The organism is uncultured Polaribacter sp., assembly GCF_947497695.1.
In the GTDB taxonomy this organism is placed as follows: Bacteria; Bacteroidota; Bacteroidia; order Flavobacteriales; family Flavobacteriaceae; genus Polaribacter.
Window position 1 is genome coordinate 162,941 of the sequence record NZ_CANMHM010000001.1, and the last position, 20,739, is coordinate 183,679.

A 20,739-nucleotide genomic window follows, 5' to 3' on the forward strand; every position below is an offset into this window, starting at 1 on the left:
ATTTTTTTATGTTTTATTAGCTAATTGTCCACAAGCAGCATCAATATCTTTACCTCTACTCCTTCTCACATTTATGGTAATATCATGCATTTCTAAATTAGAAATATAATTATTAATGGCTGATGAACTTGCTTGTTGAAACTCCCCATCATCAATTGGGTTGTATTCTATTAAATTAATTTTACAAGGCACTGCTTTGCAAAAATCTACCAATGCCTTTATATCTTCTTTTTTATCGTTAATTCCGTCCCAAACAATGTACTCGTAAGTGATTGCTCGTTGTGTTTTTTTGTACCAATATTCTAAAGATTCTTTTAAATCTTTTAACGGAAAAGTGGTGTTAAATGGCATTATTGAGGTTCTGACTGAATCTATTGCAGAGTGTAATGAAACCGCTAAATTGAATTTCACCTCTTCATCTGCCATCATTTTTATCATTTTAGGCACGCCAGATGTAGACACTGTTATTCTTTTGGATGACATCCCTAAACCTTCAGGAGAGGTAATCATCTCAATAGATTTTAGTACGTTTTTATAGTTCATTAGAGGTTCTCCCATTCCCATAAAAACAATATTGGTTAGTTTTTTATTGTGATACAATCTACTTTGTTTGTCGATTACCACAACTTGATCGTAAATTTCATCTGGGTTTAAATTACGCATTCGTTTTAAACGTGCAGTTGCACAAAACTTGCAATCTAAACTACAACCTACTTGGCTAGATACACAAGCTGTTGTTCTTTTTTTAGTGGGAATTAAAACAGATTCTACAATTAAACCATCGTGTAATTTGATACCGTTTTTAATAGTACCATCTTCACTTTTTTGCATAGAATCTACCTTGATATGGTTAATAACAAAGTTGGCTTCTAACATTTCTCTAGTTTGTTTAGAAATGTTGGTCATGGCATCAAAAGTATGTAAAGACTTGCTCCAAAGCCATTCATAAACTTGGTTACCTCTAAAAGCTTTGTCGCCATTTTCTACAAAAAAATCGCGTAATTGTTCTTTGGTTAAGGCTCTTATGTCTTTCTTTTTCATTGGTTTAAGCTTTAGGCAATAGGCTTTACGCTATAGTCTTTTGCCTAAAGCTTATTGCCTAAAGCAAAATATTATATAATTAACATTGCATCTCCATAAGTAGAGAATCTGTATTTTTCTTTGATGGCTACTTTGTAAGCTTCCATTACAAAATCATATCCTCCAAAAGCTGCTGCTTGCATTAATAAGGTAGATTTTGGCATATGAAAGTTGGTTATCATTGCTGTTGCAATACTAAAATCGTGAGGTGGAAATATAAATTTATTGGTCCAGCCATTGTAAGCATTTAACTCCCCTTTAGAAGAAACGGAAGATTCTATGGTTCTCATTACAGTAGTACCAACTGCACAAACTCTTCTTTTTTCTTTTTTTGCTTTGTTAATTTTGGTGGCAGTTTCATCTGATATAATAATCTGCTCAGAATCCATTTTATGCTTAGATAAATCTTCAACTTCAACAGGACTAAAAGTACCTAAACCAACATGTAATGTAGTTTCTGCAAAATCTACTCCTTTAATTTCTAAACGCTTAATTAAATGTTTAGAAAAGTGTAAACCTGCTGTTGGTGCTGCTACTGCACCTTCATGTTTAGCATAAATAGTTTGGTATCTTTCATCATCTATAGCTTCTACCTCTCTACCAATTTCTTTTGGCAGTGGAGTTTGGCCTAATTCTAACAATTTTGCTCTAAAATCGTCATAAGGACCATCAAATAAAAAACGTAAAGTTCTACCTCTAGAGGTTGTATTGTCTATAACTTCTGCTACTAAACTATCATCTTCACCAAAAAATAATTTATTACCAATTCTAATTTTTCTTGCTGGGTCTACTAAAACATCCCACAATCTATTTTCTGCATTTAGCTCTCTTAATAAGAAAACTTCTATTCTTGCTCCTGTTTTTTCTTTGTTCCCAAACATTCTTGCAGGAAAAACTTTGGTGTTATTTAAGGTCATTATATCTCCTTCATCAAAGTAATTTATAACGTCTTTAAATAATTTATGTTCTATGGTTTGCTCTTTTCTATTTAACACCATTAAACGAGATTCATCTCTATGTTCTGCTGGATATTGAGCTAAAAGTTCTTCTGGTAATTCAAATTCAAAATTTGATAGTTTCATATATATCTTTGCTTATAAAGTTTGCAAATATACGATATGGAAATAGGCGTTGTCAAGTGTTTGACAGTTTAATTTATAGTTTATCTATTTTAATACCAATTTGTTGCATATCGTCCCAAAATTTTTGATACGATTTTGTAACTACTTCAGCATTTAATATTTGAATAGGCACTTTAAATGCCAAAGGTGCAAATGCCATTGCCATTCTATGATCGTTGTAAGTTTTTATAGCAATATTTGGGTTTATTGTTGATGAAGTTTCTAAATGTAAACTTTTATCTGTTACAGAAATTGTAGCACCTAAGTTGGTTAATTCATCATTTAAAGCAACCAATCTGTCTGTTTCTTTAATTTTTAAAGTATGTAAACCTGTTAAATTACAAGCAATGTTTTCTGCAAAACAAGTTACTGCAATGGTTTGTGCAATATCTGGTGCGTTTTTTAAGTCGATTTCTAAAACGTCTTTATTTGTTTCTTTTACTTTTTTTAGTGTGATAAAATTCTCGCCAAAAACAGTTTCTACTCCAAAATGCTGATAAATTTCTGCCAAACAAGAATCTCCTTGAAGGCTTTCTTTTTTGTAGGCTGATAAAGAAATTTGAGACCCAATGTCTGATAAAGCTGCAATTGAATAAAAATAACTTGCAGATGACCAATCAGATTCTACAACAACAACTTGTTTTTTTATTGATTTTTTAGGAAGCACTTTTATAAAGTTTCCTTTAAAACTGGTATCAATGCCTAATTGATTCAATAAACTCAACGTCATGTTTATATAAGGTACAGAAGTAATTTTACCAACCAATTCTATTTCTAATCCGTTTTCTAATTTTGATGCAATTAGCAACATTGATGAGATGTACTGGCTACTAACGTTTCCGTTAATTTGTACTTTATCTGTAGTTATTTTTGTGCCTTTAATTCTAATTGGTGGATAGCCTTCTTTGGCTTCGTAAGTAATATTTGCACCTAAATCTTTTAGGGCATTTACCAAAATTTCAATTGGTCTGTTTTGCATTCTATCAGAACCTGTTAAAACAGTTTCTCTACCTTGTTTTACAGCAAAATAAGATGTTAAAAAACGCATTGCTGTACCTGCATGACCAATATTTACAGTTTCATCATTCGTAGAAAGTGCATGTTGCATGTGTACAGAATCGTCTGAATCTGATAAGTTTTCTATAGAAAGTTCTGGAAATAAATTTTGAAGAATTAACAATCTATTGGATTCACTTTTAGAACCAGAGATTGTTATTTTCTCATTCACTTTTTTATCTGCTACAACATTTAATAATATATCCATTTCCTGAATTCTATAAATTGGTTTTATGTAAATATTTGAAAAATATAATATTTAGACCTCACAGGTTTTGAAAACCTGTGAGGTCTTTTTACGTTCCGTTTTTTCAATTGCCAAAGTTACTACTCAAAAGAGTTTTGACAAAGTTTCTTTGTAATAAAATATAAGTGGTAAAATCGAATCTATAAAAAAACCACTGATTTACCAATTTTTATTGACGTTGTCATTCCTGCGAAGGCAGAAATCTATAACTAAGCTGTTTTGGATTCCTGCCTTCGCAATAATGACAGACTTATTATTTTAGACGATTCCTTTTAAAAAAATTCGTGAATTCGTGGCTAAAAAAATTAAGAATCAATTGAAATTTCACTTTTCAAATCCAATTCAATCGCATTTTCTAAATCTTGTAAATGCTGTTTTCTAACTTTTAATTTGGTTTCAGCATGTGCTTTCTTATTTAATTTAGCAAACATCCCTGCTACTTTAATGGCTGTTGCTAACACCTGATTTTCAGGAACAATCCTATCTAAAAACCCTGCTTTTACAGCATCTTTAGGATTATAAATTTCTGCATTATTTACACTTCTGTTTAAGTATACTTTACTCAAACGAGAATTTGCAATCGCAATACCTGCATTGTGCATTGTCATGCCAATTAATACCTCATTAAAGCCGATTTTAAAATCGCCTTCTGCACCAATTCTATAATCTGCAGAAAGTAATAAAAATGCACCTTTTGCAATTGCATGACCAGAACACGCAGTAATTATAGGCTGAGAAAAAGCCAACATTCTTAAAGATAATTGAGAACCTTTTGTTACCAATTCTTTAGCTGATTTTGCCGATTTTGTCATCACTTTTAAATCAAATCCACCAGAAAAAATTCCTTTTTGACCTGTAAGAATTACTACTTTATTTTCTTTTTCTGCTTGATCCAAACCTGCATTGAATCCTGCTATAACTTCATTCGAAATTGCATTTGCTTTTCCGTTATTAATTGTAATTATTGCGTAATTTTCTGCTGATGTGTAGGTAACAAATTCGTTCATTGTTTTGATTTTTGAAACAATTTACAATAAAAATCAACACTTTTTAAATTTTAAATATTTTTTGGGCGTTCCCTAAAGGTCGGGCTTTTCGTTACAATCTTTTTTTTCGTACCTCAAAAAAAGGATTTCCACTGCAATCCCTAACGCAACTTGATAACTAATAATAAACCTTAAACCTATCAACTAAAATTCAATAATTATTAATTGTTTAAATTTGCCAAAAAAGGAAGAAATAAAAAACACTCCTTTTATTTTAGAGGATATAAAATTTATGAAAAACATTAAAAAATTCTTTCTTCAATTTCAGCAAAGTTTTTCTCTACTATTTCTTTTAAAATGGACTTTTATCTGTTTGCTAATTGGTGCATTTACAGGTTCTGCATCTGCTATATTTTTATGGACTTTAGAATGGGCAACCAATTACAGAGAAGCAAATGTTTGGATTATTTGGCTGTTACCAATTGCAGGTTTAATCATTGGTTTGTCTTATCATTATTATGGAGAAAGCGTTGTAAAAGGAAATAATTTGTTGTTAGAAGAATATCATGCTCCTAAAAAAGTAATTCCTTTTAAAATGGCTCCTTTGGTTTTTATAGGAACTATTCTTACACATTTATTTGGTGGTTCTGCTGGTAGAGAAGGAACTGCAGTACAAGTTGGTGGTGCAATTGCAGACCAGTTTACTAAAATTTTTAAACTCAATAATTTAGATAGAAAAATTATATTAATCTGTGGAATAAGTGCAGGTTTTGCATCCGTTTTTGGAACACCTTTGGCTGGTGCAATTTTTGCATTAGAAGTGATGCTTATTGGACGCATAAAGTTCGATGCTATTTTACCAAGTTTTTTAGCAGCCGTTTTTGCCAACTATTTTTGTGGTGTTTGGCAAATTTCTCATCATACACATTATACAATTTCTACAGTTTCAGAATTAACTCCTGCAACTATTTTATGGTCTTTATTGGCAGGTATTATTTTTGGTTTGGTAAGTCTATTATTCTCAAAATCAACTCACTTTTGGGGTAAATTATTCAAAAAAACAATTAAATATCCACCATTAAGACCTGTAATTGGAGGTATCATTTTAGCAATTGTTGTCTATTTAATGCGTACTACAAAATACATTGGTTTAGGTGTGCCAACTATTGTAGATGCTTTTCATATCGACTTAAATTCGTATGATTTTTTCTTAAAACTACTTTTTACTTCTTTTACTTTGGGTGCAGGTTTTAAAGGTGGGGAAGTAACCCCGTTATTTTTTATAGGAGCTACTTTAGGAAACGTTTTAATATGGTTTATACCAATGCCAATGCCATTATTAGCAGGTATGGGTTTTGTAGCCGTTTTTGCAGGTGCAACCAATACACCTATTGCTTGTACAATTATGGGTATTGAATTATTCGGAATAGAATCTGGTGTTTTTGTTGCTTTAGCTTGTACAACTTCTTATTTATTTTCTGGTCATTCTGGTATTTATGCTGCTCAAATTATTGGCAGTCCAAAAAATTTATTTTTTAAGAATGAAAAAGGACAAACGCTTACAGAAATTGAAAATAAAAAGAGTAAAAAAAATATTTATCATGAGAAGAATTAGACTCAACTCTTTAGAATCTACCACATAGAAAAATAGAAACATAGTCTATGTTTCTATGTGGTAAAAAAAGAAGATTTATAATACAAACTACAATTTAATCTCATCAACATCAACCCAATTTTTCTTTTCAACTACTATCCCTTTGTCTAAAATAACAACACCAGGGTTTGCTCTAACCATAGTTTTTAAAGTAGTTTCATCACAGAATAAAAAATCGAAAGGTAAATTGTATTTCTCTTTAGCTAGAAGTAGATCATCAGTAAAAGAAGCAGAAACTCCATAAACTGTATATCCTTTTTGTATTGCTTTTGTAGTAAAATCTTTAATAGCAGGGAATCCATTTACATCAGCTTTGTCTAAACTGTAAACAATTACCAACATCACTTTTTCTTGCTTTAATAACTCTGGTGCTAGATCTGCTTGCGTATCTTCTAACATAAAATCATGAACTGGTGGTATGCTACCATCTTCTGGATATTCCATTCCTTTAGGTATACTTTTACCAATTGCATAGGCTCTAAAATCCATTAAAGGTAAATGTGTTAACACATGTTGCACAACATATAAGAAGATTCCTAAAGATAAAAAAGTAATTATTTTTGTTATTTTACCGCTAAAAATAGGTTTAATAAGATTTACTTTTATCACTAAAATGATAATTAAAGCAATTAAAATTACGTTTTTATAGAAAGTTTCCCAAGTAGATAATTTTATAGCATCACCAAAACAACCACAATCTGTTACTTTATTATAATAAGCAGAATACCAGGTTAAAAACAAGAAAATAAGGGTTAATAAAAATAAACTCCAAACTGTGAATTTTGGTTTATACCCAATTAAAATCATGACTCCTAATAATATTTCTGCTACAATTAAAATAATTGCAAAAGGCAATGCATAAGGAATTAAAAACTCCATATTTAAAACATCTTCAGCAAAATATTCTTGAAACTTGTATTGAGATCCTATAGGATCTACCAATTTTACAAAGCCCGAAAAAATAAATAAGGCTCCTACTATTATTCTTGCAATTTGAACTAAAAATTTCATAATTATTCTTTTTATTATATAAACTTAATAAACAAACTTGTATTTGAAACTAACAAATTACTGCGTTTTTCTAAATAACGACCACTCTGCTACTTTAAAATTTTCTCACTTTAAAAACTTTTTAACTACTTCTCTCCCAAATGAATCATCGCAAAAACGGCATAATTAATCATGTCTTGGTAATTTGCATCAATCCCTTCAGAAACCAATGTTTTGCCTTTATTATCTTCTATTTGTTTTACGCGTAATAATTTCTGCAAAATTAAATCTGTTAAACTAGATACTCGCATTTCTCTCCAAGCTTCACCATAATCATGATTTTTGTTTAGCATTAATTCTTTGGTAATTTTACTATGATGATCATACAAAACAGTAGCTTGTTCTGTATTTAAATCAGGGTTTTCTACTACCCCTTTTTCTAACTGAATCAATGCCATTATAGAATAATTGATAATACCAATAAACTCAGATTTTTCTCCTTCATCAACCTTTCTAACTTCATTTTCTTGTAACTGACGAATTCTTTGTGCCTTAATAAAAATTTGATCTGTTAATGATGGTAAACGTAAAATTCGCCACGCAGAACCATAATCAGACATTTTTTTTATAAATAAACTCCTGCATTCTTCAATTACAGCATCGTATTGTTTTGAGGTATCTTGCATTTTCTTAAAAAAAAGTATTTCATCAAAAATAGTAAAACTTAAACGCATTTCATTTATTTTTACAATGAATTTAATAAAGTATTCATGAACAAGATTGTTGTTTTTTGTGGTTCTAGTTTAGGTTTTAATCCTGTTTACAAAAAAGCTGCTGTAGAATTAGGAAATTATTTTTCAAAAAATAAAATCAGTTTGATTTATGGTGGTGGAAAAGTTGGAATGATGGGTATAATTGCTGATACAATTCTTGCTCAAAATGGTGAAGTAATTGGCGTAATACCTAAATTATTAGAAAAAGAAGAAGTTGTACATGCAGGAGTTGAAGAAATGATTGTTTGCAAAAAAATGAGTGAACGTAAAGTAATTATGAGCAAATTAGCTGATGGCTACATAACTCTTCCAGGAGGTTTTGGTACTTTAGATGAACTTTTTGAAGCACTTACTTTAAACCAACTACACATAGAACAAAAACCAGTAGGCCTTTTAAATGTAAATGGTTTTTTTGATGCCGTTTTACTACAATTAGACAAAATGGTTGCAGAAGGCTATTTAAAACAAAACAACAGAGATTTATTATTAGTTGCTACCTCTGTAAACGAGTTAATGAAAAAAATGGACAATTATAAAGCAACTAAAATTAGCCACGTAATAAATAAAGTAATACGTTAAATGACAATAAATTGCAAGGGAACTTTAGTAGATCTTTCCACTCCAAAAGTGATGGGAATATTAAATATTACACCAGATTCTTTTTTTGATGGTGGAAAATATAAAAACGAGACTGACATTCTAAACCAAGTTGAAAAAATGTTGCTAGAAGGTGCTACTTTTATAGATGTTGGTGCCTATTCTTCTAGACCTGGTGCAAAACATATTGCACAAGAAATAGAACTGCAAAGAATTGTTCCTGTTATCAATTTATTAATTAAAAACTTTCCAGAAATTATTATTTCTGTAGATACCTTTAGAAGTAAAGTTGCACAAGAAACTATAAAGGCAGGAGCAGCCATTGTAAACGATATTTCTGGTGGTAAAATGGATGATAATATGTTTGCAACAGTTGCCAATTTGCAAGTGCCTTATATATTAATGCACATGTTAGGCACACCACAAAACATGCAAAAAAACCCTGTTTACAAAGATGTAACTCAAGAAATCATTTCCTTTTTTGCGGCACAAATTCATAAATTACATCAACTAAAACTAAATGATGTTATTATAGATGTTGGTTTTGGTTTTGGTAAAACAATCCATCATAATTTTGAAATTTTAAAGAATTTATCGCTTTTTAAAAACTTAGACGCACCAATTTTAGCAGGAATTTCACGTAAATCTATGCTGTACAAAACCTTAGATATTTCTGCCCAAGAGGCACTAAATGCTACCACTTCTGCAAATACAATTGCACTTTTAAATGGCGCAAATATACTACGAGTGCATGATGTAAAAGAAGCTGTTGAGGCTGTGAAAATTGTGAAACAAATATTATAATTACTCACAAAACTTGTCATTCCTGCGTAGTCAGAAATCTATAATAATTTTTTTTAGAAGCTACTTCCTGCTTTCACTACTCGCTTTTTTTATTCTGAAAAAGAATAAAAAAGAGCTCAAACAAACCGTTCAATCAGGGCTAAACTTATTTGCCAACTCTTGTCATCAGTAATTTTATTAGTACTTTAGCTTAAAACCAATCAATTTTTATGTTCGATTTTATACAATTTTCTACATTAGATATTATAGACATTGTTTTAGTAGCAACACTACTTTACTATATTTATAAATTACTAAAAGGTACTGTTGCTATAAACATTGTAATTGGTATTGCATTAATTTTTGTAATCTGGAAAATAACACAAGCTCTAGAAATGAAAATGTTAAGTGGCATTTTAGGCTATTTACTTTCTGGAGGTGTGATTGCATTAATTATTGTATTTCAACAAGAAATAAGAAAATTTTTATTAATGATTGGTACTACCAATTTTACCACTAAAAGAAGTCTTTTAAAACAACTAAAATTTTTACAAACAGAAATTACTTCAGATATAGATACAGAAGTTATTTTAGAAGCTTGTAAAAACATGGCAAAAACAAAAACAGGTGCTTTAATTGTTATAGAACGTACAAATGCTCTAGATTTTTTAATAAATACGGGTGATGCTATGAATGCTTCAGTTAATGAAGCAATTTTAGAAAGTATTTTTTACAAAAATAGCCCTTTACACGATGGAGCCATAATTATTAGAGATAATTTTATTATAGCAACAAGAGTAATTTTACCCATTTCTGATAGCACCAAAATACCTGCTAGATTTGGATTAAGACACAGAGCAGCCATTGGTGTTTCTGAAAAAACAGATGCTGTTTGTTTGTTAGTTTCTGAAGAAACTGGTGAAATTTCTTATATAAAAGATGGTAGTTTTGAGCTTTATTCTAATTATGATGATTTGAATGAAAAGCTTAAAATAGATTTGATATAATTATAAGATAGTTACAAAAAAAGGTTCTCAAAATTGAGAACCTTTTTTTTAAATTTTTAAAGTAAACTAGCTTATTTAGCAGCAGATATTTTAGATTGAATAGCAGATAAAACACTTTTGTATTTTGCCATTTCAGATACATCTAATTTAGATGCTAACTCTTTTCCTTTAGCAACCAAAGCAGCTCCTTTAGGTGCTAATGCAGCAATTTTAGCTACATTACCATTTGCAGCAATGTAATCTTTTGCATACGCAGCATAATCTGTTAAATTTTTAGTTACAGCTTCATTCGAAAAAGAAGGAATAGATATTCCTCCTAAAGCAGAAGTTACAGCATTACTAGCTTTATCAACCACAGCATTAGCCGCATTTGTTGCTCCATCTACAACTGCACCTGCAGCATTTGTTGTTGCATCTACAGCAGAATTAGCAGCATTTGTTGCTCCATCTACAACTGCACCTGCAGCATTTGTTGTTGCATCTACAGCAGAATTAGCAGCATTTGTTGCCCCATCTACAACTGCACCTGCAGCATTTGTTGTAGCATCTACAGCAGAATTAGCAGCATTTGTTGCTCCATCTACAACTGCACCTGCAGCGTTTGTTGTTACGTCTACAGCAGCACCAGCAGTTTCTACAGTTGCATCTTTTAAGTCACTTGCTCCTTTTTTTACTTCTTTACAAGACGTTGCCAATAAAGAACCTGCAACTAGTACAGATAATACGATTTTTTTCATTTTGATATGATTTTAGATTGAGCAGCTAATTTAAAACAATAAATAGAAAAAAAGTGAATTATTTTAATAATTCTTACGAAGCCTTTTCTAGACTGAACTGCTTATCGTACAGATTCTTATAAAATCCTTTTTCTTTATCTAATAACTCATTATGTGTTCCTTCTTCTACAATAAAACCTTTGTCCATAACTATAATTTTATCAGCTTGTTTAATTGTTGCTAACCTGTGTGCAATTACAATAGAAGTTCTTCCTTTGGTAATGGTTTCTGTGGCAAACTGAATCATCTGTTCTGCATGAGAATCTACTGATGAAGTAGCTTCATCTAAAATTAAAATACTTGGTTTACTTACATAAGCTCTTAAAAAAGCTATCAATTGTCGTTGACCAGAAGATAACATGGCTCCTCGTTCTTTTACATTGTATTGATATCCTCCAGGAAGCGTCATTATAAAATTATGTATGCCAATTTGTTTGGCGGCAGTTTTTACTTCTGCCAGCGAAATTGCATCATTTTTTAAAGTAATATTGTTTAAAATAGAATCTGAAAATAAAAAAACATCTTGCAAAACAACAGCAACTTGGTTTCTTAAACTTTCTAAAGTATATTTATTTATAGAAACATCATCCACAGAAATAGTACCACTATCTATCTCATAAAAACGATTTATTAAATTAATAATTGTAGATTTTCCTGCACCTGTTGCCCCAACAATGGCAATCGTTTGTCCGCTTTTTACATCCAAAGAAATGCCTTTTAAAACTTCTTCATCTTTTATGTAACTAAACCTAACATCTTTAAAACTAATATTTCCTTTTAAATTATCTGCTTTAATAGTTCCGTTTTTAACAATGCTACTTTGTGTATCAATAATTTTAAATACACGTTCTCCAGACACAATGCCCATTTGCAATTGGTTAAATTTATCTGCAATTTGACGTAAAGGTCTAAATAACATTTGTGCCATTTGTACAAATGCCATTACTGTTCCAGGACCAGGAACAGCTCCTCCAATAATTTGTTTACTACCAAACCAAACAATTAAACCAATACCAATTGATGATAAAATTTCTGCAATTGGAAAGAAAATGGAGAAATACCAAATGGTTTTTATGTATGCTTTTTTATGTTTATCATTAATATCTTTAAAATTTTTATATTCAATTATTTCTCGGTTAAAAAGTTGCACAATTTTCATACCTGTAACTCTTTCTTGCACAAAACCGTTTAAATTTGCTACTTGATTTCTTACCTCTTGAAAGGTTGTTTTTATTGCTTTTTGAAAAACTCTTGTTGCATAAATTAAAATTGGTAAAACAGATAAAGCTATTAAGGCTAATTTCCAATTTATAAAAAACATAACTACTGTAACTGCAAGCATTTTTAAAATATCACTTACAATTGTAAATACTCCTTGTGAAAAAAATGCAGCAATGGTTTCAATATCAGAAACTACTCTTGTAACCAGTTTACCAACAGAATTTGTATCAAAATAAGACATTTTAAACTGTAGTATATGTCTAAATATTTTTGCTCTAATATCTTTAATAATGTGTTGACCAACCCAATTGGCATAATAAATAAAGGAAAACTGTAATAAAACTTCAATGGTAAGTAGTATAAATAACAGTAAAATATTTTGAATGAGTCCTTGTGAGTCTTTTACTATAATATAATTATCTACTGTTTTTAAAATTAAATAAGGAGTTAGCAATGCTACAAGAGCCAATAAAATTGTTGAACTAGCAGCTATAAAAAACTCTAATTTATAGCGTTTTGCATAACTCATTAATCTCGAAAAAATTTGCATATCAAATGCTTTCCCTGTTTTATCTGCCAAAACTTAATATTTAATTTTTGTTAAAAACAATCCTTTTGCAGGTACTGACAATCCTGCATTTCCTCTATTTTTACTCTCTATAATTGTTCTAAAATCTTCTTTAGTAATTTTACCTAAACCAACATCAACCAAAGTACCAACAATAGCTCTAACCATATTTCTTAAGAATCTATTTGCTGTTATACAGAAAACCAATTCGTTTCCATTTTGTTTCCAAACTGCTTCCATCACATTACAATTGTAGGTATAAACATCTGTTTTAACTTTAGAAAACGTTTGAAAATCTGTATATTCTAATAATAATTTAGAAGCATCGTTCATTAAAGAAACATCTAAATTCTGAGAATGAATTTGCCAAGAGAAATCTAATAAAAACGGATTTCTACCCAGCCATATTTTATATTCATAACTTCTACTAATGGCATTAAAACGAGCATGTTTTTCATCATCAACCAAAAAAACTCTGTAGACAACAATATCTGCTGGCAAAAGCGAATTTAACTTATGTGAAGTATCTCCTTTTAATTCAGAATCAACGTCAAAATGAGCAAACATTTGCGATGCATGTACTCCTGTATCTGTTCTACCTGCTCCAACTACTTCAATTTTTTGTTGAAGAATTGTACTTACAGCTTTGTTTAGTTTTTCTTGTACAGAAATTACATCTGGTTGAATTTGCCAACCATGATATTTTTTTCCGTTATATGAAAGCTCAATAAAATACCTCAAGAAAATCTGTTTTTTGTAGGTCTCAAAATTACGGAAATTATTTTGTTATGATTACTTTTGATGAGATTACACACGTTAAACTTTTCTTACAAACTTTCTGATGAAAAAAATTCTATTATTATCTGACACACATAGTTTTATAGATGCTCAAATTTTAAAGTTTGTAAAACAAGCTGATGAAGTTTGGCACGCTGGTGATATTGGTAATTTAACAGTTACAGATACTATTAAAAAACTAAAACCTTTACGTGCTGTTTTTGGTAATATTGATGATGCTAGTGCAAGAGCAGAATTTCCGTTAGATTTAAAGTTTGAAGTTGAAAAAGTAACGGTTTGGATTACTCATATTGGTGGATATCCTAACAGGTATAATCAAAGAATTCGTGAAGAAATAAAGATAAATCCACCTAAAATATTTATTGCTGGTCATTCTCATATTTTAAAAGTACAATATGATAAAAAATTAAATTTATTGCATTTAAATCCTGGTGCTGCAGGAAATCATGGGTTTCATAAAGTAAGAACGATGTTGCGTTTTGAGATAGATAATAGTGAAATAAAAAATATGGAAATTATTGAATTGGCTAAAAGAGGTTGAAAAAAATAAACACAAGAAGAAGCAAGAGAATAGAGCCAAGAAACAGGATAAAAAAGATTTAGATAAAATTATCCATTTTATAAGTATTGTTAAATCAAATAAGAAATCTCGCTGAAAAAACGAAATTAGTTCAACTTACAATTTTAGAATCTTAGCTTGGCTTTAAAATTGAGTTTCACTAAAATAAAAAACCGAGAAATAAATTCTCGGTTTTTTGGTCGCACTAAATAAATATGATAGGTTTATCGTAATCTATCTACAGATTTTACGAGATCTTCATCCTTTTTAATAGCTTTATTTGCCAAAACAATAAGCAAAATCACTAAAATTGGTAAAAACATCCCAATACCTTTCTCCGAAATCGAAATTTCTCCAGGTAAAGTTAGAGATACATAAATCAATAATCCTAATAAAAAGAGATTGATCAAAATTACAAGCCTTCCAACTACAAATTGTAACTTTCTATTTTTAAATAAAAAAATACTTAAAAAAGATACCATAGCAGAAAGCAAAAACAACACCGGAATTACTTTTAAAAGAAGTGATTCTCTTGTAAACAAATCCAATGCAAACACAGCTACTTTAAGGTTATTCCATAAATCGAATACAAATATTAATCCTCCAGAAATAGCAGTTGCAATTAATAAATAGATACTTTGTATTCTTTGAATCATCTTAAATAATTGTTTTACAAAAGTAGGAATTTCTTTTTTAAAAAGAAAACCTAAAACTTAAAAAAAAAGTATATATTTGTAATACAATAACCACACAACAAATATTGTATAGTACTATATACAATACTAAAACTCAATAAAACATTATAACAAACCTTACTATAAATTAGGTTTCACAATTTAACTTAACATATAACGAATGTTCGAAATTTCTGAACTAAAAGCAAAAACTCTTGCTGATTTACAAGTCATTGCAAAATCAATTGGGCTGTCAAAAACCAGCCAACTCAAAAAATTAGATTTAGTATATCAAATTTTAGATACACAAGCTGCAAGTCCTGTAAAAAAAACAGTTTCTCCTGAAACTGAAGAAAAACAAAAAACAGAAAAACCTAAAAGAAAACGCGTTTCTAAGGCAAGTACTCTAGAAAAAGAAACTTCAAAAACAATTGAAGCACCCAAAGTAGATGCTACTGAAGAGAAACCAAAACAAATAAAAAAACCTCAGCCTAGACCTGCTGCTAAAAGAGCAATTCAGAAAAAAGTTGAAGTTAAAACAGAGAATACTTCTGAAACTGATACAGAAACTGTTGCTCCAAAAGTTGAAAAAAAGGAACCAAAATTGGCGAATACCCAAAATAAAACTCCTCAAAACAAACCTCAACATAAAAATCAACAAAACAATAAGACCAAAAACACGAACCAAAATAGAGATAAAAATAGCTCTAATAGAGGTAATGGTAATAAATCTTCTAACCGTTTTAAAGACCCAGATTTTGAATTTGATGGTATCATACAAAGTGAAGGTGTTTTAGAAATGATGCCTGATGGTTATGGTTTCTTACGTTCTTCTGATTATAACTATCTATCTTCTCCAGATGATATTTATGTATCTCAATCTCAAATTAAATTATTTGGTTTAAAAACAGGAGATACTGTTAGAGGTAATGTACGTCCGCCAAAAGAAGGTGAAAAGTATTTTCCTTTAATTAGAGTATCAAAAATAAACGGATTAAACCCTAACCTTGTTAGAGACAGAGTTTCTTTTGAGCACTTAACACCTTTATTTCCTCAAGAAAAATTCAACTTAGCAGAAAAAGGTAGTTCTTTATCCACAAGAATTATCGATTTGTTTTCTCCTTTAGGAAAAGGACAAAGAGGTATGATTGTTGCTCAACCAAAAACGGGTAAAACAATGCTTTTAAAAGATGTAGCCAATGCAATTGCAGCTAATCATCCAGAAGTTTATCAAATTGTTTTATTGATTGATGAGCGTCCTGAAGAAGTTACAGACATGAAACGTAATGTGCGTGGAGAAGTTGTTGCATCTACTTTTGATGAGCCAGCAGACAAACACGTACGTGTTGCAAATATTGTTCTAGAAAAAGCAAAACGATTAGTAGAATGTGGGCATGATGTTGTAATTCTTTTAGACTCAATTACACGTTTAGCAAGAGCTTATAATACAGTTGCACCTGCATCTGGTAAAATACTTTCTGGTGGTATAGATGCTAATGCATTGCACAAACCAAAACGTTTTTTTGGTGCTGCTAGAAACATAGAAAACGGAGGTTCTTTAACCATTATTGCTACTGCTCTTACAGAAACTGGCTCTAAAATGGACGAAGTTATTTTCGAAGAATTTAAAGGAACTGGTAATATGGAACTGCAATTAGATAGAAATATTTCTAACAGACGTATTTATCCTGCAATCGATTTAATTAAATCTTCTACAAGACGTGATGATTTATTATTAGACGCTAAAACTGTTCAAAGAATGTGGGTTTTACGTAAATATTTGGCAGATATGAACCCTATAGAAGCAATGGAATTTATCAATGAAAGAATTAAATTCTCTAAAAATAATGATGAATTTTTAATTTCTATGAATGGTTAAAAATAAAGTTTAGAATTTTAGTATAATTTACACAAAACCTTTTTGAGAAATCAAGAAGGTTTTTTTATTGTATAGAAAATAAAATGAATCTAATATTTTAATATTTATTTTTATTAGAAGCTATTTCACGCTTTACACTATATCTTTTTTATGAAAAATAAAAAAGGATGCCGTTTCAAATGCAAAGCATTCAACGACTCAAAAAAATATAAAAGCGGAGTTAATCGCGGCTAAAAATAGGTAAACCTAATTAACAATAGTAATTAAATTACAAATCAATTATCATCAACCATTGTTTGCATCATCACTTTTTATCAAACAAAAAAAATCCGTTCAAAAAAATTGAACGGACTTTAATATTTTATTAAAATGTTAACTCTATTTTAATTACCAACATACATTTTAGCTCTATAATCTTCTATTTCTGATGCTTTTTTAATAGCCTCAAAGATTGCTGTTGTTTTTCCTTTTCTAGATTCAGAAATTGTTTTTCTGGCAATATCATAATTAGGTAAAGCTGCTGGTACTTCTTTTTTAGTAAGTGTAAATGCAAACACACCTTTATTACCTTCTATATTTTTGTACACTTTATCTAATTCTGCATTAAACATAGCACCTACAACTTTAGGCTCAGAACCTGCACCAGATATTGTTGGACTTTTTAGATTAAGATTTGTTGCATTTTTAACAGAAACATTATTAGCTTTAGCAATTTCAGCCAAAGTAGCTCCGTTAAAATTCTCTAAGATTAATTCTGCTTTCTTTTCATTTAAAAGAATTGGTTTTACTCTATTGGTTGCTTTACTAGCAGATAATAATCCTTTTTCTGTTTTGGCAGTAACAAAAGCTACAACATGACTACCTTCTAAATCAAAACGTTTAAAATCTCCAGTTTCTGTATCGTTATTAAAAGCCCAAGAAACTATTTGTCTTTGGTTACCTAAACCTGGTACACTTTCATCTAAAACCTTTAAACCAACTGCAGGTTTAGTCACATAGTTATTTTCTTTTGCGATATCAAAATACTTTTGATCTTTAGAAATAGCCAATGCAAATTGTTCTGCTTTTTGAAATACTGCATTTTCTGTTGCTTCAGAAGCTACTATTTTTCTACTAAAAGTTGCTAATTTTACTACATTTTGAGTATTCTTTTGATTATCAACACTAATTATATGGAATCCAAAAGGTGTTTTTACAACTCCCATATCTCCTTTTTTACTTTCAAAAACAAAATCTCTAAAAGCAGGTGTCATTGTATTATAACTAAACCAATCTAAATCTCCTCCTTTTGCACCAGATCCTTTATCAGAAGAAACCTCTTTTGCAATTGCTGCAAATTTGCTTTTATTTCTTTTTACAACATTTAAAATACTATCTGCTGTTATTTTAGCTTGTGCTTCTGTTCTTGTTACATCTTGTGCAGCTCTTTGAGAACCAACAAAAGGAATTAAAATATGACTTGCTCTAGCAGAATCTGGCATTTGAGTAATCGCTGTAATTTTAGAAATTTTAAAGAAACCATTGTCTTTATAAGGTCCAAAAACATCTCCTTTAGTACCACTAAAAATAGCTGAAGCTATTGTTTTATTAACTTGATTTTCATATTTAAAATTTTCGTTAATATTTGTATCAGAATTATTTTCACTTAAAAATTCTGCATTATTAGTTGTCGCTTTAAAATCTTGTATAAAGCTAGCTACTTCACTTTTAATTGCATTTTCATCAGCAGTTGTTGCATCAATATTAAACTTTACGTAAGAGATATCTCTAGATTCATCAACTTTAAAATCGTTTTCATTTTTTTTGATGTATGATGTTATTTCTGCTTGAGAAACTGTTACCAAACTATCTGCAATAGAAGTATAAGGAACAAATACATACGATGCATTTAACAGGGTATTTTCTTCAAAATACTGAAATTCTCCTTCTTTTAAAGAAGCTCCAAGACCTGCTTTTACTAAATTATTAAAAGTAGTTTTTTCTTGAATTTCTTTAATTTGATTCATGTAGTTAGACCAAGCAGTCCACATTTGCTGGTTATCATCTTCTTTTGCATCAGCCAAATATTGTTTTAATTTTGACTCATCAAATAAACCAGCCTCATTTTGAAATTGAGGGCTATCTTTCACTGAAGAAGAATTGATTACTTCATTCCAAACATCTGTTTCTCCAACAGTTATACCTGCTTCAGCTAATTGATTTTGATAGATTTTTTTTCTAACAATATTATCCCAAACAGTTTTACTTGCTTGCATTTCAGACACGTTGCTACCTGCATTTTGTCTGTAAGCTTCTAATTCTGTAGAATACTCTTGTCTTGTAATGGTTTCTCCATTGATTTCACCTACTTCATTTACTTTACTTGAGTTAAAAAAATCACCCAAAGTAGATGGATCTAATACAAATGCAAAAAGTGCTAATCCAATTATAATGATTAAGAACATTGAGCGTTCTCTAATTTTTGATAAAATTGCCATACGTAATTTATTTAATTTCGGTTGGCGAATATACGATTTGGGTTTTAATATTCCAACCGATTTTTTACTTATTAATAGTAAGTATATAAGGACTTTAGGTTACTTAAAATGAAAAAAAACTTTTTACGCATCTTCATCTATTATTTTTAAGCGTACTTCTTCAATTTTAGCACTACTCATTTTTAAGATTTTTACCTCAAAGTTTTCAATATCTAACACTTCATTTACTTTAGGTATGCTTTCTGTTTGTTCAATTATAAAGCCTCCTAAGGTTTCATAGGCTTCAGATTTGGGGAGGTTTAAATTGTATTCTTCATTTAAATAATCTATCTCTAATCTTGCTGAAAAGTGAAACTCATTTTCAGAAATTTTTGTTTCTAAAAACTCTTGGGTATCATGTTCATCTTCAATTTCACCAAATAATTCTTCTACAATATCTTCTACAGTAATCATACCAGATGTGCCTCCATATTCATCAACTACAACTGCAACACTTTTGCGTTTTTTCATCAAACTATTTAAAACATCATTAATCATCATCGATTCTGGCACAATCTCTACTGGCAGTATTATAGACTTAATGGTTTTTGGCTTTTTAAATAATTCAAAGGCATTTACATACCCAATTACACCATCTAAAGATGTTTTGTAAACCAAAACTTTAGACAATCCTGAATCGATAAAAATATTTTTTAAATTGACTACTTTTTCATGAATTTCTACAGCAACAATTTCTGTTCTAGGCACCATCACTTCCCTAGCTTTTACATTATGAAATTCTAATGCATTTTGAAAAATCTGAATTTCAGAGTCTACCTCATCATCTGTATTACCTGTTTCTAATTGTTCTGATATATAGTTTCCTAACTCTTCTTTGCTAAATTCAGTTTGTTGTTCATCTGCATTTGTTTTAAAGAAAATACGCAGAAAAAAGTCGGAAATAATAGTAATAAATTCAGAGAAAAAATGAAAAATAACATAGAAAATATAAGCAGGAACTGCAAATATTTTTAAAACCTCATTAGCATAAATTCTAAAAATTGCTTTGGGTAAAAACTCTGCAGTAACTAATATTAATATTGTTGATATTATGGTTTGTATTAATAGAATAGAAAAATCATTATAACTTTCTAAAGGAAGTATATCAATTAAAATACCTCCCATATAATAGCTATAAATAACCAAAGAAATATTATTACCAACCAACATTGTAGTAATAAATTTAGATGATTTTTGGGTAATTTTATTCAGAATTTTAGGAATAAAACCCTCTCGTTTCTTTTCTAACTCAATATGAAGTTTATTTGCAGAAACGAATGCTATTTCCATTCCTGAAAAAAAAGCGGAAAGGATAATTGAAGTAAGTAAAATTATGATTTCAATTTCCATAAAGAAATTTGTAATCTATTAGTTTTGGTTATTTCGTTTTTCTATTTTTTTTCTAAAATGTCTTTTAAAGAAAAAAACTAAGGTAATAAAAATTGAAGCACCTA

18 protein-coding genes are annotated in these 20,739 nt (G+C 29.8%); 6 read left to right on the forward strand and 12 right to left on the reverse strand.

Annotated elements, in window-relative coordinates; genetic code table 11:
• Nucleotides 1-6: 6 nt before the first annotated feature.
• The 4 genes from rlmN to Q0731_RS00710 form a co-directional block, all read right to left on the reverse strand.
• Nucleotides 7-1,041: a 23S rRNA (adenine(2503)-C(2))-methyltransferase RlmN gene (rlmN, locus tag Q0731_RS00695; RefSeq protein ID WP_299058684.1), complete on the reverse strand. Its 1,035-nt coding sequence runs from the start codon at nucleotides 1,039-1,041 to the stop codon at nucleotides 7-9.
• A gap of 71 nt (nucleotides 1,042-1,112) precedes the next feature.
• The gene (gene queA, locus Q0731_RS00700) at nucleotides 1,113-2,162 is read right to left on the reverse strand and encodes a tRNA preQ1(34) S-adenosylmethionine ribosyltransferase-isomerase QueA (RefSeq protein WP_299058686.1); all 1,050 of its coding nucleotides are present in this window, start codon (nucleotides 2,160-2,162) and stop codon (nucleotides 1,113-1,115) included.
• 73 nt (nucleotides 2,163-2,235) lie between these two features.
• The gene (locus Q0731_RS00705; protein WP_299058687.1) at nucleotides 2,236-3,465 is read right to left on the reverse strand and encodes a 3-phosphoshikimate 1-carboxyvinyltransferase; all 1,230 of its coding nucleotides are present in this window, start codon (nucleotides 3,463-3,465) and stop codon (nucleotides 2,236-2,238) included.
• 344 nt (nucleotides 3,466-3,809) lie between these two features.
• The gene (locus Q0731_RS00710; protein ID WP_299058689.1) at nucleotides 3,810-4,511 is read right to left on the reverse strand and encodes a crotonase/enoyl-CoA hydratase family protein; all 702 of its coding nucleotides are present in this window, start codon (nucleotides 4,509-4,511) and stop codon (nucleotides 3,810-3,812) included.
• Nucleotides 4,512-4,782: 271 nt separating this feature from the next.
• On the opposite strand from Q0731_RS00710, the gene Q0731_RS00715 reads away from it, so the two are divergent.
• Nucleotides 4,783-6,105 carry a voltage-gated chloride channel family protein gene (locus tag Q0731_RS00715; protein ID WP_299058691.1) on the forward strand — a complete coding sequence of 441 codons (1,323 nt, stop codon included), beginning with the start codon at nucleotides 4,783-4,785 and terminating at the stop codon, nucleotides 6,103-6,105.
• A gap of 87 nt (nucleotides 6,106-6,192) precedes the next feature.
• Here Q0731_RS00715 and Q0731_RS00720 read toward each other — a convergent pair whose 3' ends face one another.
• Both Q0731_RS00720 and Q0731_RS00725 read right to left on the reverse strand, forming a co-directional pair.
• Nucleotides 6,193-7,155, reverse strand: a complete 963-nt coding sequence (locus Q0731_RS00720; RefSeq protein WP_299058693.1) for a BT_3928 family protein — start codon at nucleotides 7,153-7,155, stop codon at nucleotides 6,193-6,195.
• A gap of 125 nt (nucleotides 7,156-7,280) precedes the next feature.
• Nucleotides 7,281-7,820, reverse strand: a complete 540-nt coding sequence (locus tag Q0731_RS00725; protein ID WP_299059405.1) for a DUF1599 domain-containing protein — start codon at nucleotides 7,818-7,820, stop codon at nucleotides 7,281-7,283.
• Nucleotides 7,821-7,904: 84 nt separating this feature from the next.
• On the opposite strand from Q0731_RS00725, the gene Q0731_RS00730 reads away from it, so the two are divergent.
• From Q0731_RS00730 to cdaA, 3 genes are all read left to right on the forward strand, one after another.
• Nucleotides 7,905-8,486, forward strand: coding sequence for a TIGR00730 family Rossman fold protein (locus tag Q0731_RS00730; protein WP_299058695.1), 582 nt, complete (start codon nucleotides 7,905-7,907; stop codon nucleotides 8,484-8,486).
• Nucleotides 8,487-9,308 carry a dihydropteroate synthase gene (folP, locus tag Q0731_RS00735; protein ID WP_299058697.1) on the forward strand — a complete coding sequence of 274 codons (822 nt, stop codon included), beginning with the start codon at nucleotides 8,487-8,489 and terminating at the stop codon, nucleotides 9,306-9,308.
• Nucleotides 9,309-9,517: 209 nt separating this feature from the next.
• Complete coding sequence (gene cdaA, locus Q0731_RS00740) at nucleotides 9,518-10,294, forward strand: diadenylate cyclase CdaA (protein ID WP_299058699.1); 777 nt, start codon at nucleotides 9,518-9,520, stop codon at nucleotides 10,292-10,294.
• A gap of 71 nt (nucleotides 10,295-10,365) precedes the next feature.
• Here the strand turns inward: cdaA and Q0731_RS00745 are convergent, their stop codons facing one another.
• The 3 genes from Q0731_RS00745 to truA all read right to left on the reverse strand — a co-directional run bounded on the left by Q0731_RS00745 (nucleotide 10,366) and on the right by truA (nucleotide 13,600).
• Nucleotides 10,366-11,031, reverse strand: a complete 666-nt coding sequence (locus Q0731_RS00745) for a hypothetical protein (protein ID WP_299058701.1) — start codon at nucleotides 11,029-11,031, stop codon at nucleotides 10,366-10,368.
• 73 nt (nucleotides 11,032-11,104) lie between these two features.
• Nucleotides 11,105-12,871, reverse strand: a complete 1,767-nt coding sequence (locus Q0731_RS00750; RefSeq protein ID WP_299058703.1) for an ABC transporter ATP-binding protein — start codon at nucleotides 12,869-12,871, stop codon at nucleotides 11,105-11,107.
• Between the two features lie 3 nt (nucleotides 12,872-12,874).
• Complete coding sequence (gene truA / locus Q0731_RS00755; protein ID WP_299058705.1) at nucleotides 12,875-13,600, reverse strand: tRNA pseudouridine(38-40) synthase TruA; 726 nt, start codon at nucleotides 13,598-13,600, stop codon at nucleotides 12,875-12,877.
• Between the two features lie 100 nt (nucleotides 13,601-13,700).
• Between truA and Q0731_RS00760 the strand changes: the two genes are divergently transcribed.
• A complete protein-coding gene (locus Q0731_RS00760; protein WP_299058707.1) occupies nucleotides 13,701-14,198 on the forward strand; it encodes a metallophosphoesterase family protein in 498 nt (165 codons plus the stop codon).
• A gap of 242 nt (nucleotides 14,199-14,440) precedes the next feature.
• Here Q0731_RS00760 and Q0731_RS00765 read toward each other — a convergent pair whose 3' ends face one another.
• Entirely contained in the window at nucleotides 14,441-14,872 is a 432-nt protein-coding gene (locus Q0731_RS00765) for a DUF4293 domain-containing protein (RefSeq protein ID WP_299058709.1), read from the reverse strand.
• A 199-nt stretch (nucleotides 14,873-15,071) separates the two neighbouring features.
• Between Q0731_RS00765 and rho the strand changes: the two genes are divergently transcribed.
• Entirely contained in the window at nucleotides 15,072-16,769 is a 1,698-nt protein-coding gene (rho, locus tag Q0731_RS00770; protein WP_299058711.1) for a transcription termination factor Rho, read from the forward strand.
• A 383-nt stretch (nucleotides 16,770-17,152) separates the two neighbouring features.
• Here rho and Q0731_RS00775 read toward each other — a convergent pair whose 3' ends face one another.
• Together Q0731_RS00775 and Q0731_RS00780 are read right to left on the reverse strand one after the other, a co-directional pair.
• Nucleotides 17,153-19,246 carry a peptidylprolyl isomerase gene (locus Q0731_RS00775; protein ID WP_299058713.1) on the reverse strand — a complete coding sequence of 698 codons (2,094 nt, stop codon included), beginning with the start codon at nucleotides 19,244-19,246 and terminating at the stop codon, nucleotides 17,153-17,155.
• Nucleotides 19,247-19,369: 123 nt separating this feature from the next.
• Nucleotides 19,370-20,635, reverse strand: a complete 1,266-nt coding sequence (locus Q0731_RS00780; RefSeq protein ID WP_299058715.1) for a hemolysin family protein — start codon at nucleotides 20,633-20,635, stop codon at nucleotides 19,370-19,372.
• Nucleotides 20,636-20,739 lie beyond the last annotated feature (104 nt).

Coding starts and splice junctions, on each gene's coding strand:
- rlmN (WP_299058684.1), bottom strand. CDS start 1,041: ATGAAAAAGAAAGACATAAGAGCCTTAACCAAAGAACAATTACGCGAT.
- queA (WP_299058686.1), bottom strand. CDS start 2,162: ATGAAACTATCAAATTTTGAATTTGAATTACCAGAAGAACTTTTAGCT.
- Q0731_RS00705 (WP_299058687.1), bottom strand. CDS start 3,465: ATGGATATATTATTAAATGTTGTAGCAGATAAAAAAGTGAATGAGAAA.
- Q0731_RS00710 (WP_299058689.1), bottom strand. CDS start 4,511: ATGAACGAATTTGTTACCTACACATCAGCAGAAAATTACGCAATAATT.
- Q0731_RS00715 (WP_299058691.1), top strand. CDS start 4,783: ATGAAAAACATTAAAAAATTCTTTCTTCAATTTCAGCAAAGTTTTTCT.
- Q0731_RS00720 (WP_299058693.1), bottom strand. CDS start 7,155: ATGAAATTTTTAGTTCAAATTGCAAGAATAATAGTAGGAGCCTTATTT.
- Q0731_RS00725 (WP_299059405.1), bottom strand. CDS start 7,820: ATGCAAGATACCTCAAAACAATACGATGCTGTAATTGAAGAATGCAGG.
- Q0731_RS00730 (WP_299058695.1), top strand. CDS start 7,905: ATGAACAAGATTGTTGTTTTTTGTGGTTCTAGTTTAGGTTTTAATCCT.
- folP (WP_299058697.1), top strand. CDS start 8,487: ATGACAATAAATTGCAAGGGAACTTTAGTAGATCTTTCCACTCCAAAA.
- cdaA (WP_299058699.1), top strand. CDS start 9,518: ATGTTCGATTTTATACAATTTTCTACATTAGATATTATAGACATTGTT.
- Q0731_RS00745 (WP_299058701.1), bottom strand. CDS start 11,031: ATGAAAAAAATCGTATTATCTGTACTAGTTGCAGGTTCTTTATTGGCA.
- Q0731_RS00760 (WP_299058707.1), top strand. CDS start 13,701: ATGAAAAAAATTCTATTATTATCTGACACACATAGTTTTATAGATGCT.
- Q0731_RS00765 (WP_299058709.1), bottom strand. CDS start 14,872: ATGATTCAAAGAATACAAAGTATCTATTTATTAATTGCAACTGCTATT.
- rho (WP_299058711.1), top strand. CDS start 15,072: ATGTTCGAAATTTCTGAACTAAAAGCAAAAACTCTTGCTGATTTACAA.
- Q0731_RS00775 (WP_299058713.1), bottom strand. CDS start 19,246: ATGGCAATTTTATCAAAAATTAGAGAACGCTCAATGTTCTTAATCATT.
- Q0731_RS00780 (WP_299058715.1), bottom strand. CDS start 20,635: ATGGAAATTGAAATCATAATTTTACTTACTTCAATTATCCTTTCCGCT.